Annotated in this window: 13 protein-coding genes and 1 pseudogene; 8 read left to right on the plus strand and 6 right to left on the minus strand. The window is 69.9% G+C overall.

Annotation, left to right across the window (positions count from 1 at the left end; genetic code table 11):
* Positions 1-52 precede the first annotated feature (52 nt).
* The 5 genes from miaB to MFF30_RS14135 all read right to left on the minus strand — a co-directional run bounded on the left by miaB (position 53) and on the right by MFF30_RS14135 (position 4441).
* Complete coding sequence (gene miaB / locus MFF30_RS14115) at positions 53-1405, minus strand: tRNA (N6-isopentenyl adenosine(37)-C2)-methylthiotransferase MiaB (protein ID WP_238280031.1); 1353 nt, start codon at positions 1403-1405, stop codon at positions 53-55.
* 171 nt (positions 1406-1576) lie between these two features.
* Positions 1577-2461 (minus strand): lysophospholipid acyltransferase family protein, encoded by an 885-nt coding sequence (locus tag MFF30_RS14120; protein ID WP_238280032.1) that lies wholly within the window; start codon positions 2459-2461, stop codon positions 1577-1579.
* A 38-nt stretch (positions 2462-2499) separates the two neighbouring features.
* Positions 2500-3021, minus strand: a complete 522-nt coding sequence (locus tag MFF30_RS14125; protein ID WP_238280033.1) for a GNAT family N-acetyltransferase — start codon at positions 3019-3021, stop codon at positions 2500-2502.
* Complete coding sequence (gene tsaB / locus MFF30_RS14130) at positions 3018-3695, minus strand: tRNA (adenosine(37)-N6)-threonylcarbamoyltransferase complex dimerization subunit type 1 TsaB (RefSeq protein ID WP_238280046.1); 678 nt, start codon at positions 3693-3695, stop codon at positions 3018-3020. Before tsaB ends, MFF30_RS14125 begins: the two co-directional genes overlap by 4 nt.
* A gap of 179 nt (positions 3696-3874) precedes the next feature.
* The gene (locus MFF30_RS14135; RefSeq protein ID WP_238280034.1) at positions 3875-4441 is read right to left on the minus strand and encodes a NifU family protein; all 567 of its coding nucleotides are present in this window, start codon (positions 4439-4441) and stop codon (positions 3875-3877) included.
* 279 nt (positions 4442-4720) lie between these two features.
* Here MFF30_RS14135 and rplS point away from each other — a divergent pair, with 279 nt between their 5' ends.
* Positions 4721-5179 (plus strand): 50S ribosomal protein L19, encoded by a 459-nt coding sequence (gene rplS / locus MFF30_RS14140; protein WP_238280035.1) that lies wholly within the window; start codon positions 4721-4723, stop codon positions 5177-5179.
* A gap of 194 nt (positions 5180-5373) precedes the next feature.
* Here the strand turns inward: rplS and MFF30_RS14145 are convergent, their stop codons facing one another.
* Positions 5374-6963, minus strand: coding sequence for a catalase (locus MFF30_RS14145; RefSeq protein ID WP_238280036.1), 1590 nt, complete (start codon positions 6961-6963; stop codon positions 5374-5376).
* A 153-nt stretch (positions 6964-7116) separates the two neighbouring features.
* Here MFF30_RS14145 and MFF30_RS14150 point away from each other — a divergent pair, with 153 nt between their 5' ends.
* The 7 genes and pseudogenes from MFF30_RS14150 to MFF30_RS14180 all read left to right on the plus strand — a co-directional run.
* Positions 7117-8091: a LysR substrate-binding domain-containing protein gene (locus MFF30_RS14150; RefSeq protein WP_238280037.1), complete on the plus strand. Its 975-nt coding sequence runs from the start codon at positions 7117-7119 to the stop codon at positions 8089-8091.
* Between the two features lie 48 nt (positions 8092-8139).
* Complete coding sequence (locus MFF30_RS14155; RefSeq protein WP_238280038.1) at positions 8140-9189, plus strand: AbrB family transcriptional regulator; 1050 nt, start codon at positions 8140-8142, stop codon at positions 9187-9189.
* Position 9190: 1 nt separating this feature from the next.
* The gene (locus tag MFF30_RS14160) at positions 9191-9538 is read left to right on the plus strand and encodes a diacylglycerol kinase (RefSeq protein WP_238280039.1); all 348 of its coding nucleotides are present in this window, start codon (positions 9191-9193) and stop codon (positions 9536-9538) included.
* 122 nt (positions 9539-9660) lie between these two features.
* On the plus strand, positions 9661-9849 hold the full coding sequence (locus MFF30_RS14165; protein ID WP_238280040.1) for a hypothetical protein: 189 nt from the start codon (positions 9661-9663) through the stop codon (positions 9847-9849).
* 172 nt (positions 9850-10021) lie between these two features.
* Positions 10022-10267 carry a hypothetical protein gene (locus tag MFF30_RS14170; RefSeq protein WP_238280041.1) on the plus strand — a complete coding sequence of 82 codons (246 nt, stop codon included), beginning with the start codon at positions 10022-10024 and terminating at the stop codon, positions 10265-10267.
* Between the two features lie 317 nt (positions 10268-10584).
* On the plus strand, positions 10585-12144 hold the full coding sequence (gene ilvA / locus MFF30_RS14175; RefSeq protein ID WP_238280042.1) for a threonine ammonia-lyase, biosynthetic: 1560 nt from the start codon (positions 10585-10587) through the stop codon (positions 12142-12144).
* Positions 12145-12307: 163 nt separating this feature from the next.
* A pseudogene (locus MFF30_RS14180) lies at positions 12308-13206 on the plus strand (cache domain-containing protein); the annotation flags it as partial.

A 13206-nucleotide genomic window follows, 5' to 3' on the forward strand; every position in this document is an offset into this window, starting at 1 on the left:
GTCCAGTCGCCGGCCGGCGCGGCGTATCGCCCGGCCCCCGCGAAGCACGGGCTCACGCGGCCGCCGCATCGGCGGTTTCGCCCGGGTGCACGGCCTCGCCGAACAGGCTGTTCGAGCCGGCGCGCACGACGCGCACCGGCACCACGCTGCCGATGGTCGAGGCAGGCGCGTCGAACTGAACCGGCAGGAGGTGCGGCGTCTTGCCCGCGACCTGGCCGGGATGCCGCCCGGCCTTTTCCACCAGGACTTCCACCACCGTACCGACGGCGGACGCATTGAAGGCGTGGCGCTGCGCGTCGAGGAGGGCCTGAAGCGCGGCGAGGCGCTCGGACTTCACCGTCTCCGGCACCGCGTCGGCGCTCTCGGCCGCCGGGGTGCCGGGGCGGGGGCTGTACTTGAACGAGTAGGCGCTGGCGAAACCGATGTCGCGCACCATCCGCATCGTGTCCTCGAACTCCGCGTCGGTCTCGCCTGGAAACCCGACGATGAAGTCCGACGACAGGGCGATGTCGGGCCGGGCCGCGCGCACCCGCTCGATGATCCGCCGATAGGCGTCGCCGGTATGCTTTCGGTTCATCGCCTTCAGGACGCGATCCGAGCCGGATTGCACCGGCAGGTGCAGGTAGGGCATCAGCGCCGGGATCGTGCCATGGGCCGCGATGAGGTCGTCGTCCATGTCGTTGGGATGGCTGGTGGTGTAGCGCAGGCGCAGGATGCCCGGCAGGCGCTCCAGTTCGCGCATCAGCACCGGCAGGGTGGCGCTGGCACCGTCACGCCCGAGGCCGTGATAGGCGTTCACGTTCTGGCCGATCAGGGTAATCTCGCGGACCCCGCCGCGCACCAGCTTCTCCGCCTCCGCCAAGATCGCGTCCACCGAGCGAGAGACCTCCGCGCCGCGGGTATAGGGCACGACGCAGAATGCGCAGAACTTGTCGCAGCCCTCCTGCACGGTGAGGAAGGCGGCGACCCCGTGGGTGCGCCGCGCCGGCAGGTGGTCGAACTTGTCTTCGACCGGAAACTCGGTGTCGACCACGCGCTTGGTGGCCGAACGGGCGAGCAGGTCCGGCAGGCGGTGATAGTTCTGGGGACCGACCACCACGTCGACGGTCGGCGCCCGGGCCAGGATCTCGGCGCCCTCGGCCTGGGCGACGCAACCCGCCACCACGATCCGGGTGTCGCGGCCGGCCTGCGCCCGCTCCCCTTTCAGCACGCGCAGGCGACCGAGTTCGGAATAGACCTTGTCGGCAGCCTTCTCACGGATGTGGCAGGTGTTGAGGATGACGACGTCCGCCTCCTCCACCACGTCCGTGGCCGCGTAGCCCTCGGCGCCGAGCACATCCGCCATTCGGGCGGCGTCGTAGGCGTTCATCTGGCAGCCGTAGGATTTGACGAAGGCTTTCTTCAACAGTCCGGTTCCGCAGGTGGGGCGACGCGCACGCCCTTAGCACGGATCGGCGACCGCGTCGCCATGACCTAAGCAGGTTCGCCTTTGCGAGCCAACGCTTCACCCTGCTCAGCTCTTTGATATATAGCAGGTTTTTACCGCAAAACCGGCGACCACTTTCGCGAAACCTGCTTAGCCCGCGGGCAGGCCCGCCTCCGGCACGGAGGCCGCATCCAGGGCACGCGCGCGGCGCCGGCCGCTCCAGACCGGCCCGACCGGTGGACGTCCGGTCGTCCCGCGCTGCACGGCCTCGCGCACGCAGGCCTCGGCGAGCGCCGTGGCGCGCTTGCGGTCGGTGCCGGCCTCGACGGCTATCGGCGCGCCCCAGACCACGTGGATGTCGAGGGGTCCGCCCGCCAGGAAGGCGGAGAGGTGGGGGGCCAGATCCATGTCGCCGTACCAGGCCACCTCCGGCCGCTCGGTCCGCGTCACCGGCAGGCCGTTGCGGCGCGGATAGGTGATCGCGAGGGGCTGCAGGCGGATGCGGTCCGGTCCGCCCCCCTCCCCCGCCAGGGCCGCGCGCGCGGCGCCCACCAGTGAGGAGCGGAAGGGCAGCAGCCGGGTGCCGTCCCCCGTGGTGCCCTCGGCGAAGAGCACGATCAGATCGCCCTGGGACAGGCGCTGCGCCACCGCGGCGTTGACGTTGGCCGTGTCGGCCCGGCGCGCCCGGTCGATGAAGACCGTGCGCTGGAGGCGCGCCAGGGTGCCGACCACCGGCCAGCCGGCGATCTCCGACTTCGCCACGAAGGAGAGCGGCCGCAGGGAGCCCAGCACGATGATGTCGAGCCAGGAGACGTGGTTCGAGAGCACCAGGGCCGGCTCCCCGGCCTCCGGCGGCGTCCCGCTCTGGCTCACGCGCAGGCCGAACAGCCCGACGAAGACGCGGTGGAAGAGCACCGGCGTCCAGGCCGCGATCCGCCCGCGTCCGAAGCGCAAGCTCAGCAGGTGCGGCCCGACGACGACGAGGAAGGCGAGCGCGCAGAGAATCAAGCGCAGGAACGTCCCGAGGCGGGTCATCGGCGGGTCATCGACGCTTGGGCCTCAGCCGCACCGGCTCACGCCAGCACCGCCGTCATGGTCAGCGCGGTCGCCCGGGAGCCGTCCGCTCGGGCGTAATAGCCCGTGCGCTCGCCCACCTGCCGGAAGCCGTGGCGGGCGTAGAGCTTCTGGGCCGGCAGGTTGCCCTGATCGACCTCGAGATGCACCGTGCGGATGCCGGCCTGGATGAGGTGTTCCAGGTGCGCCGAGACGAGCTTATGCGAGAGGCCACCGCCACGCGCGCCCGGCGCCAGCACGACGGTGAGAATCTCGGCCTCGTCCGCCGCCTTGCGCGAGAGCACGAAGCCCTGAATCGCGCCGTTCTTCCACAGAGCGTGCGCCTCGGTGGAGCGCTCGCACAGCATGCGTTCGAATTCGTGAGCGTCCCAGGGCCGGGCGAAGGCCGTGGCGTGGATGCGCGCCAGGGCCCGCGCCTGCCCGGAATCGCGCAGCAGCGTCACGTAGGGCGCGGTGCCCCAGGCCTCCCACCAGGCAGACCAGACCTCGAACGGCCAGAACGGCGTCAGCGGACGGGTCATCGGCGGGCGAGCCTCGCGTGATCCTGCGGCTGGGCGTCGGGGCCGCGCAGGTAAAGGGGACGGGCAAGGGCCTGGGCCGGGTCGGCGAGCATGCCGAGGGAGGCGATCCAGGCGATCTCGGCGGCACCGGTGCCGGCGACCTCCACGGTCAGGCCACGCGCCTTCAAGGCGGCGGCGATGGCGGGCGCACCGGAGCCCACCAGGGTCACGGTGCCGTCGAGCATCGCGGCGGCCTCCGCGACGGGCACGTGGCTCGGCGGCACCACGATGCCGTCGGTCATGCTCATGGCCTGGAGGTAGACGGCGCCGTGCCGGGCATCGATGGCGGCGGCGATGAGGCCCTCACCGTTGAGGGCGAGGAGCGGGGCGAGGAGCGCCGAGAGGGTGGTGACGCCGACCACCGGGATTCCGGTAGCGAGGCCGATCGCGCGGGCCGCCGAGAGGCCGACGCGCAAGCCCGTGTAGCTGCCCGGCCCCACCGTGACGGCGACCCGGTCCAGCGCCTCGAACCCGCCCGTGACCCGCGACACCACGCACTCGATCATCGGCAGCAGGGCCTCCGCATGCCCACGCCCGAGGATCATCGACTCGTGCGCGAGGAGATCGTCGGTGGCATCCGAGGCGATGCAGACGGAACAGGCGTCGAGCGCCGTGTCGATGGCGAGGATACGCAAACTCACTCCCGGTCGTGCGGCACCCCCGGGCGCGCAGGCCCCCCGGGAGGGCGTCAGCCTAGGACAAAAATGGCCGCTCCGTCAGGGCGGAGCGGCCATCGTGGAGAAATTCGGGCGGCCCTGTTGCGGGATTGCGTCAAGCCATCCTCAACAAGGCACCCTGCGAGGGAGCCAGCGCCTCAGATCGCCTGAACTTCGCGGATTTCCGGCAGGAAGTGGCGGAACAGGTTCTGCACGCCGTTGCGCAGGGTGGCGGTGGAGGACGGGCAGCCCGAACAGGCACCCTTCATCTCAAGGTAGACCACGCCCTCCTTGTAACCCCGGAAGGTGATGTCGCCGCCGTCGCTGGCCACCGCCGGGCGCACGCGGGTCTCGAGCAGGTCCTTGATGGTCTCGACCGTCTCGAGGTCGGCCGGATCGAAGAACTCCTCGGCGTCCTCGCTGCCGGCGACGTGGCCTTCGGCCAGCACCGGGGCGCCGGACTGGAAATGCTCCATGATGGCGCCGAGCACCGCCGGCTTCACCTGCGGCCAGAGGTTGTCGTCCTCGGCCTTGGTGACCGAGATGAAGTCGTGCCCGAGATAGACGCCGCTGACGCCGGCCACGTCGAACAGCCGGCTCGCCAGGGGAGAGCGGGCGGCGGCCTCGGCGTCGCGGGCCTCGAAGGTTCCCTCGGTCAGGACCACACGGCCGGGCAGGAACTTCAGGGTGGCGGGGTTCGGAGTGGCTTCGGTCTGAATGAACATGGTGACGAAAAATCCTCGTCCGCTGCGCCGGTTCAAGGCCGGCCGGGAATGACGCCGGGATGCCCCGTCGCTTCTCTGCATGTGGACCCGGACGCGGATTTTCTCAACCTCGCGCGCGGGTGCACGCACCGGAAGCCGGCGGGCACCGAAGTTCCACGATCCGTGGACAAAGGCCGACACCTCGTGTAAGGCCCGCCTCAATTCAAAACAGGATGCCGAAATCCTGACGCACGCGATCCCATCCGGGGATCTCGGGCGCGCACCGGCAGGACGTACCCTATGAACATCATCCAGCAGCTCGAGCAGGAGCAGATCGCTTCGCTCGGCAAGACCATCCCCGATTTCCAGCCCGGCGACACCGTCACGGTGAACGTGAAGGTCAAGGAAGGCGAGCGTACCCGCGTGCAGGCCTATGAGGGCGTCTGCATCGGCCGGTCCGGCGGCGGCCTCAACGAGAGCTTCACCGTCCGCAAGATCTCCTACGGCGAGGGTGTCGAGCGCGTGTTCCCGCTCTACTCGCCGCTGATCGACTCGATCGCCGTCGTCCGTCGCGGCAAGGTGCGTCGCGCCAAGCTGTACTACCTGCGCGACCGTCGCGGTAAGTCCGCCCGCATCGTCGAGCGCGCCGATCGCCCCGCCGAGAAGGCCGCCAAGGCCGACGCCTCGAAGGCGAACAAGGACGCCCGCAAGGCCGAGAAGGCCGCCAAGAGCGCCGCGAAGACCGCCGCCGCCGAGTAATTTCTCCGGAGGCCTCGGGCGCGGCTCTCCGCGTCCGGGACGTCTGGGTCTTTCGAGCCCATCCGGGAAACCGGATGGGCTTTTTGTTTGCCCCACGGGCACGGGCCGAGCGACGCCCGAGCGGGTGCGCAGAACGCAAGAAGCCCCGCAGGGTCGTGGACCCTGCGGGGCTTCTTCCTAATCCGACCGAGGGGTTACTCGGCGGCGATGCTGTGCGCCTGGCTGCCGTCCGTGTAGGTCTCGGCCTGGAGACGCTTGCCCGGGGCGGCGCGGCCCGGCAGCGGCGGCAGGGCGCGGGCCTTCTCGATGTCGATGCCCGCACCCTCGGCGACGCGGCGTCCGTAATCCTCATCGGCATGGAGGAAGTGCCAGACCATCCGCAGCTGGATGGCTTCCGGGCACTGCTTCATGTCGCCGACGAGGTTGGCGATCAGGTCGTCGCGCTCCCAATCCTGGAACGAGCGGTAGCGCACGCCGGCCTGGGTGTAGTCGTCCTCGGTGCGCGAGGTCTGGTAGCGGCCGAGGTTGCCCTGGACCGGCTGGTGGTAGTCGCGCGCGGGCTTCGGCGCCTCGCGCAGGCCCTCGGCGAGCGTCGAGGGCTCGTAGTTGATGTGGCGGTTCGGGCCGGTGCCGTCGACGCTGTAGGTCATCTGGCCGTCGCGCTGGTTCGAATAGACCTTCACACCCGGCTGAGGCGCGTTGATCGGCAGCTGCAGGTAGTTGGCGCCGACGCGGTGACGCTGCGTGTCCGAGTAGGACAGCGTGCGCCCCTGGAGCATCTTGTCGTCCGAGAAGTCGATGCCGTCCACGAGGACGCCGGTTCCGAAGGCCGACTGCTCGACTTCCGCGAAGAAGTTGTCCGGCACCCGGTCCAGCACCATGCGGCCGACGGGCAGCAGGGGGAAGTCCTCGACCGGCCAGAGCTTGGTGTCGTCGAGGGGATCGAACGACAGGTGATCGTTCGGGCCGTCGGGCATGATCTGCACGCAGAACTCCCACTCGGGGAAGTTACCGGCCTTGATGTTGTCGTAGAGGTCGCGCGTGGCGTGGCCGACATCCTTCGCCTGGATCTCGGACGCCTGGGCCGAGGTCAGGTTGCGGATGCCCTGCTTCGGCTCCCAGTGGAACTTGCAAAGCACGGCTTCGCCCTGGTCGTTGACCAGCTTGTAGGTGTTGACGCCCGAACCCTCCATCTCACGATAGTTGGCGGGGATGCCCCATGGCGACTTCAGGTGGGTGACCATGTGGATGGCTTCGGGGTGCTGGGCCACGAAGTCGAAGAAGCGCCATGCCTCCTGGCGGTTGGTCACCGGGTCCGGCTTGAACGCATGGATCATGTCGGGGAACTTGATCGCGTCGCGGATGAAGAAGACCTTGAGGTTGTTGCCAACGAGGTCCCAGTTGCCGTCGACGGTCTTGAACTTCACCGCGAAGCCGCGCGGGTCGCGCTCGGTCTCCGGGCTCTCCTTGGCGCCGGCCACGGTCGAGAAGCGCACGAACATCGGCGTCTTCACGCCGGTCTCGTTCAGGACGCGGGCGCGGGTGTATTTGGAGGCCGGCTCGTTGCCGATCTTGCCGTAGGCCTCGAAGTAGCCGTGCGCGCCGGCGCCGCGGGCATGCACCACGCGCTCGGGAATCCGCTCACGGTCGAAATGTGTGATCTTCTCGATGAACTGGTAGTTCTCGAGGGTCGCGGGGCCACGCTCGCCAACCGTGCGGGTGCTCTGGTTGTCGCGAACCGGATGGCCCTGGCGGGTGGTGAGAATCGGGCGCTGATCGCTCATGCGGTGCTCTCTCGCTCGGATAGGGTCGACACGGCGGTGGCCGCGTCCAGACCCTGGCTCTGAAAACCTGGAATGGTTCCGAGGCAGCCTTATGAACCCACCCTGTATCATTTGGCCAATGCATCGTTGCGAACATGATGATAGGCATTGCCTATGAACCTGTCCGGCCTTTCGCTGCGCGATCTCGAATACGTGGTGGCCGTCGCCGACGAGATGCACTTCGGCCGGGCCGCAGAGCGCTGCAACATCAGTCAGCCGACCCTCAGCGTTCAGGTCCGTAAGCTGGAGGATCTCCTCGGGATCGCCCTGTTCGAGCGCAGCAACCGGCGGGTGATGCTGACGCCGGCAGGGCAGACCATCGTGCGACAGGCCCGAATCGTGATCGCCGAGGCTCAGCGGCTTCTCGCGCTGGCGAGCGAAGGACGCGGCGCGCCCCTCACCGGCCGCCTCGTCCTGGCGGCGATCCAGACCCTCGGACCCTACCTGTTTCCGCTGATCCTGCGCACTCTGCGCCAGGAGTTCCCGCTCCTTGCCCTGGCGCTCAGCGAGGCGCGCACGGCCGAGATCCTCGAGGGTCTGCGCAATGGCCGCATCGATGCCGCGCTCGTGTCCCTGCCGGTCCCGGCCTCGGGCCTGACCGTCTCGCCCCTCTTCGTCGAACCGTTCCTGCTCGCCTGCCCGGCCGAGCACCCGCTTGCCCGAGGCGGGGCGTTGCGGGCCACCGACATCGCCGGCCCCGATCTCCTCCTTCTCGACGAGGGCAATTGCCTGCGCGACCAGACCGTGGCGGCCTGCGGGGCCGGCTCGGCCGCCGGACGCCACGCCACCAGCCTGGAGACCCTGCGCTCGATGGCGGCGGCGGGGGCGGGCTATACGCTGCTCCCGGCCCTCGCGGTGCCCGCCGGACCCGATCCCAGCGGCCTCACGGTGACCCGCAGCTTCGATGTCGACGGCCCCGGCCGCACCGTGGCGCTGGCCTGGCGCACCAGCGATCCCCGCGCCGACGGCCTCGCGCATCTCGCCGCGTTCTTCCGCGCCCACGCCCCGGCGGGCACCACCGCCTGCCGCGACGACGGCGTGGCGCGTCCGCGCGTGGGGCGCCGTGACAGCGTGGCCGATCCGGTGTAGCGCCCGGCGCGACGGGCTGTTCCTGCCCGCCCTTTCCCCGGCATTCCCGTGCTCTCACTGCGCTTCCTCGGCCGTTGGGCGGCTCTTCTCGGCGCCTCCGCCCTTCTGGCCTACGCCCTAGACCACGCGCATTTCCCGGCGGCCCTCCTGCTCGGGCCGATGGTGGCGGCCATCGCCTTCGGGGTCGGCGGCGCCAATCTGTCCGTGCCGAAATTCGGCTTCCAGGCCGCCCAGGCGATGATCGGCTGCCTCGTCGCCCACACCGTGACGGGGGAGATCGTCGGCACCGTGGTGGATGACGGCTTCCTCATTCTCGCCGTCGTGCTCGTCACCGTCCTCGTCGGCGCCGCCGTCGGCTGGGCCCTGACCCGCCTGCGCATCCTGCCGGGCTCCACCGCCGCCTGGGGCTCGTCGCCCGGCGGGGCCGCCGCCATGGTGGCGATGTCTGAGGAATACGGAGCCGACCCCCGCCTCGTCGCCTTCATGCAATACGTGCGCGTGGTGGCGGTGGTGCTCTCGGCCTCCATCATGGCGCGGCTGCTCACCGACGTCTCCAACGTCGTACCGCCCCCCGACCCCGCGCGGGTGGCACCCCTCGCGCTCGGGGCGACCCTCGCGGTCGCCGCCTGCGGCGCCGGGCTGGCCAAGCTCCTGCGGCTGCCGGCCTTCGCGCTGACCGGGCCGATGCTGCTCGGGGCGGCGCTCCACGCCTCCGGCCTCGTGTCGATGGCGGTGCCGATGCCGGTCCTCGATCTCGCCTACGCCACCATCGGCTGGTATGTCGGCCTGCGCTTCCGCCGCGAGACCCTACGCGAGACGCTCGGTGCCATGCCGGGCATCGTCGTCGCCACCCTCGGGGTCATCGCCCTGTGCGGCGGCTGGGCCTACGGTCTGACCTTCCTGCTCCCCATCGACTTCCTCACGGCCTACCTCGCCACGAGTCCGGGCGGGCTCGATTCGGTGGCGATCATCGCGGTCGGGTCCAAAGTCGACGTGTCCTTCGTCCTCGCGGTGCAGACGCTGCGGCTGTTCGTGGTGCTGGTGACCGGGCCCATCGTGGCAAAATGGATCGCGCGCGGCGTTCCGGCCGGTTCGTGACATGCACGCCCTCTATCTCGCCTTCCTGAATTCCTGGCGCGGCCTTCTCCACGGCGCCCGGACGGAGCGGGCGATCCGGCTCGAACTGGTCCTGCTCGTCCTCGGCGTGCCGCTGGCCCTCCTCCTCGGCTCCAGCCTCTGGGTTCGAGTCGGGCTGCTGGTCAGCCTGCTCCTCATGCTGGCGGCCGAATTCCTGAACACGGCGATCGAGAAGCTGTGCGACCATCTCCATCCCGCACAGCATCCGAAGATCGGCATCGTCAAGGATCTCGCCTCAGCCGGGACCTTCATGGCGCAGGGAATCGCAGCCATGATCTGGATCGCGGCGCTGATCGAGCGCCTGACCTGACCGGATAGCGCCGGCCGATCCTCCCGGCCGATCCTCGGCAAAGAGTCGATCTGAACGCTTTCGACGGGTGCGACGTTTCTGGCGGCGTTCGAAAGAACGCATCCACCTCAGGAGGAACGCCCATGCGCATGCGCACCCTGCTACCCCTCGTCGGCCTGCTCGCCCTCGGTGCCTGCAACGACGAGAAGAAGGCGGAAAAATCCAACGCCGCCAATCCGCCGCCGGTCACCACCCCGGCGCCCCCGCCCGCGGCGTCGCCTCCGGGAGCGCCCGTTACGCCGGCTCCCGCGCCGAAGCCGGCCGGTCAGTAGGCCGGGCTCCGAACCGCATCCGACCCCGAGGCGGGCGCCGATCCGCCGGCGCTGCGCCCCGAGGTCTCACGGGGTGCAGCGTCCCGCCTCGGGAGGGCCGGTGCAACGCTTGGGCTCGCAGCGACGTTCTTGCCCCCGAGCCTGGATGAACCGGGTGGATCGGAGGCAAATCATGTGGGTACGTTTCGGACTGGGCATCGCGCTGGCGAGTGCGGTCGCAGGCACGGCCTTCGCCGCGCCCATGAGCGCCGAGGATAAGGCCGTCCTGCAGCAGCAATGCGCGGGCGACTTCGCGACCCATTGCGCCGGCCTGCCGCCGCAGGATGGCCCCGAGACCCAGGCCTGCTTCGAGAAGAACATGTCGAAGCTGTCCCCCGGCTGCCAGAACGCCATCCAGGCCTACAAGAAGAAGGGCTGATCGACCTCAGGTCGATCGGACCGGCGCCTGTGTGGGGGCTGCTCCAAACGGCGTTTGAGCGAAGCTCAATCCGCTCTCCAAGGCAGATCGATCGGAACCGATCCGATATGGAAACGCGGTGGGGTTCGTATTCCCGCCGCGTATCTGCCCGGTCCAATCGGGGGTGCTCGGCCCCTGCACCTACGCCCTGGGGCCAGGTCTCCGGGAGCCGTGGCATCCAAACCGCGCGACGGTGCGGCGCTCGCTTCTTACGGGCCGAGGGCCTATGTGCGGGCTGCTGCATCCCGTACTGCGCCGCCACCGGAGCCCGTGTCTCCTTGACCGACTACATCCGCAAGATCCTCACCGCCCGCGTCTACGACGTCGCCATCGAGAGCCCCCTGGACCCGATGCCGCGCATGTCGAAGCGCCTGGCCCGTCCGGTGCTCCTGAAGCGCGAGGACCTGCAGCCGGTCTTCTCGTTCAAGCTGCGCGGCGCCTACAATAAGATGTCGGGCCTCGCCCCGGACCTCCTGGCGAAGGGCGTCGTCTGCGCCTCGGCCGGCAACCACGCGCAGGGGGTGGCGCTCGCCGCTGCCCGCCTCAACGTCCGCGCGGTGATCGTGATGCCGCGCACCACCCCGGCGATCAAGGTCGATGCCTGCCGGGCCCGAGGCGCCGAGGTCATCCTGTTCGGCGATGCCTTCGACGAGGCCCTGGGCCATGCCCGAGAGCTTGAGGCACGCGACGGCCTGACCTTCCTGCATCCCTTCGACGATCCGGACGTAATCGCGGGCCAGGGCACCATCGGGATGGAGATCCTGACCCAGCATTCCGGGCCGATCGAGGCGATCTTCGTCCCCATCGGCGGCGGCGGGCTCGCGGCCGGCATCGCCACCTTCGTCAAGTACCTCCGGCCCGAGACCAAGGTCATCGGCGTCGAGCCCGACGATGCCGCCTGCATGGCCGCGGCCCTGGCGGCGGGCGAGCGCGTGGTCCTGCCGACCGTGGGTCTCTTCGCCGACGGCGTCGCCGTGCGGGAAGCGGGTGCGGAGACCTTCCGGCTCTGCCGCGAATTCCTCGACGAGGTCATCACCGTCGACACCGATGCCATGTGTGCGGCGGTCAAGGACATCTTCGACGACACCCGCGCCATCTCGGAGCCCTCCGGCGCCCTGGCGCTTGCCGGCGCCAAGGCCTACGCGGCCCGCCAGGAGAACGGCACCGGCACCGGTGCAAGCACCGGCACGCTGGTGGCGATCTCCAGCGGGGCGAACCTCAACTTCGACCGCCTGCGCCATATCGCCGAGCGCGCCGAGATCGGCGAGCAGCGCGAGGTCCTCCTCGGCGTCACCATCCCCGAGCGGCCGGGCGCCTATCGCGCCTTCATCCAGACCCTCGGGCCCCGGGCGATCACCGAGTTCAACTACCGGCATGCGGCGGCGGCCGACGCGCAGATCTTCGTCGGCATCAACCTCGCGGGCGGCCTGCGGGAGAAGCACGCCCTCTTGGATTCGCTGCGAGCGGCCGGCTACCGCGCCGTCGACATGAGCGACAACGAGATGGCCAAGGTCCATATCCGCTATATGGTCGGCGGACGCGCCACCGGCCTCACCGACGAGCGCCTGTACCGCTTCCAGTTCCCGGAGCGGCCGGGCGCGCTGATGAAGTTCCTCGACGCGCTGGGGGACGGCTTCGACATCACGCTGTTCCACTACCGCAACCACGGCGCCGATTACGGCCGGGTCCTCGCCGGCATCGACGTGCCGCCAGCCGAGCGCCCCCGCTTCGACGCCGCCCTCGCGGCGCTGGACTATCCCTGCTTCGACGAGACCGACAATCCCGCCTACCGGATGTTCCTCGACGATGGTCGTGGCCCGGCCGACGCGGCGGCCTGACGCCGGACAATCGAACCGAGACATCGTGACCCGGGATCGGGCGCGGTTCGCGATAATCCACACCCGTGGTATTTTGAATGCTTAGTCGATAGAGAATCGCGAAAGTTTTAATTGAGGTTTTCTGCATAAGAGGGACGCCCGAACCTCTCACCGGTCGTCCCGAATGCCGCGTCTCACCAGCCTCAACGTCCGCTTGCCGGCGATCACCGTCGGGCTGGCCCTCGTCAGCGCCAGCGTGATGGGGGGACTGAGCTGGTACAGTGCCCGGTCGGGCCTCACCGACGCCGCCCAGGAGCGCCTGCAATTCGCCGCCTCGGCCCGCAAGGCCGGCATCGAGCTGGTGGCCGAGCGCGTCGGCGGCGACCTCGTCACGGTGGCGGGCAACCCGCAGGTCGGCGGCAATTTCGGCGACCTCGTCGAAGCCCTCGACCCGGCCAAGGCCGACTTCGCCGGCCTCGTCCGGACCTACACGGAGGGCACCACCCGCGAGGCGCGCCTCGGCGCCGAGGCGGCTGGCACGATGTACGGCCGCCGCCACGCCAAGGTGCAGGAGGTCGCCCGCAAGCTCCTGGAGCGGCCCGGCTATGCCGACCTCGTCTTCGTCTCCGAGGACGGCCGCATCGTCTACACCACCACCAAGGGGGCCGATTTCGGCCGCACGCTCACCGAGCCCGAGTACGCCGCGACGGGGCTCGCCCGCCTTGTGGCGCGCCTGAAGAGCGCCGATGCCGACGCGACGCTCTACGAGGATTACGCCGCCTACCCGGCGGAAGCGGCTCCCTCCGCCTTCATCGGGCGGTCCATCGCCCGCCGCGCCAACGTCGCCATGGGCACCGGCCAGGAGGCGTCGCGCATCGGCTTCGTTCTCCTGCGCCTGACGCCCGCCCTGTTCGACCGGACCCTCTCGGATCGCGGCGGTCTCGGCGAGACGGGTCAGGTCATGGCCATCGGCGCGGACGGCACCTTGCGCAGCAACCCGCCCCTGTCCCGCTCCGTCGGCGCCGGCAAGCCCGCGAGGTCGGCCTTGTCGAGGCCCAGCGCCGTCGCGGGCTTGCCGGCGCC

Origin of the sequence: Methylobacterium goesingense, assembly GCF_022179225.1 — a bacterium.
GTDB lineage: Bacteria > Pseudomonadota > Alphaproteobacteria > Rhizobiales > Beijerinckiaceae > Methylobacterium > Methylobacterium goesingense.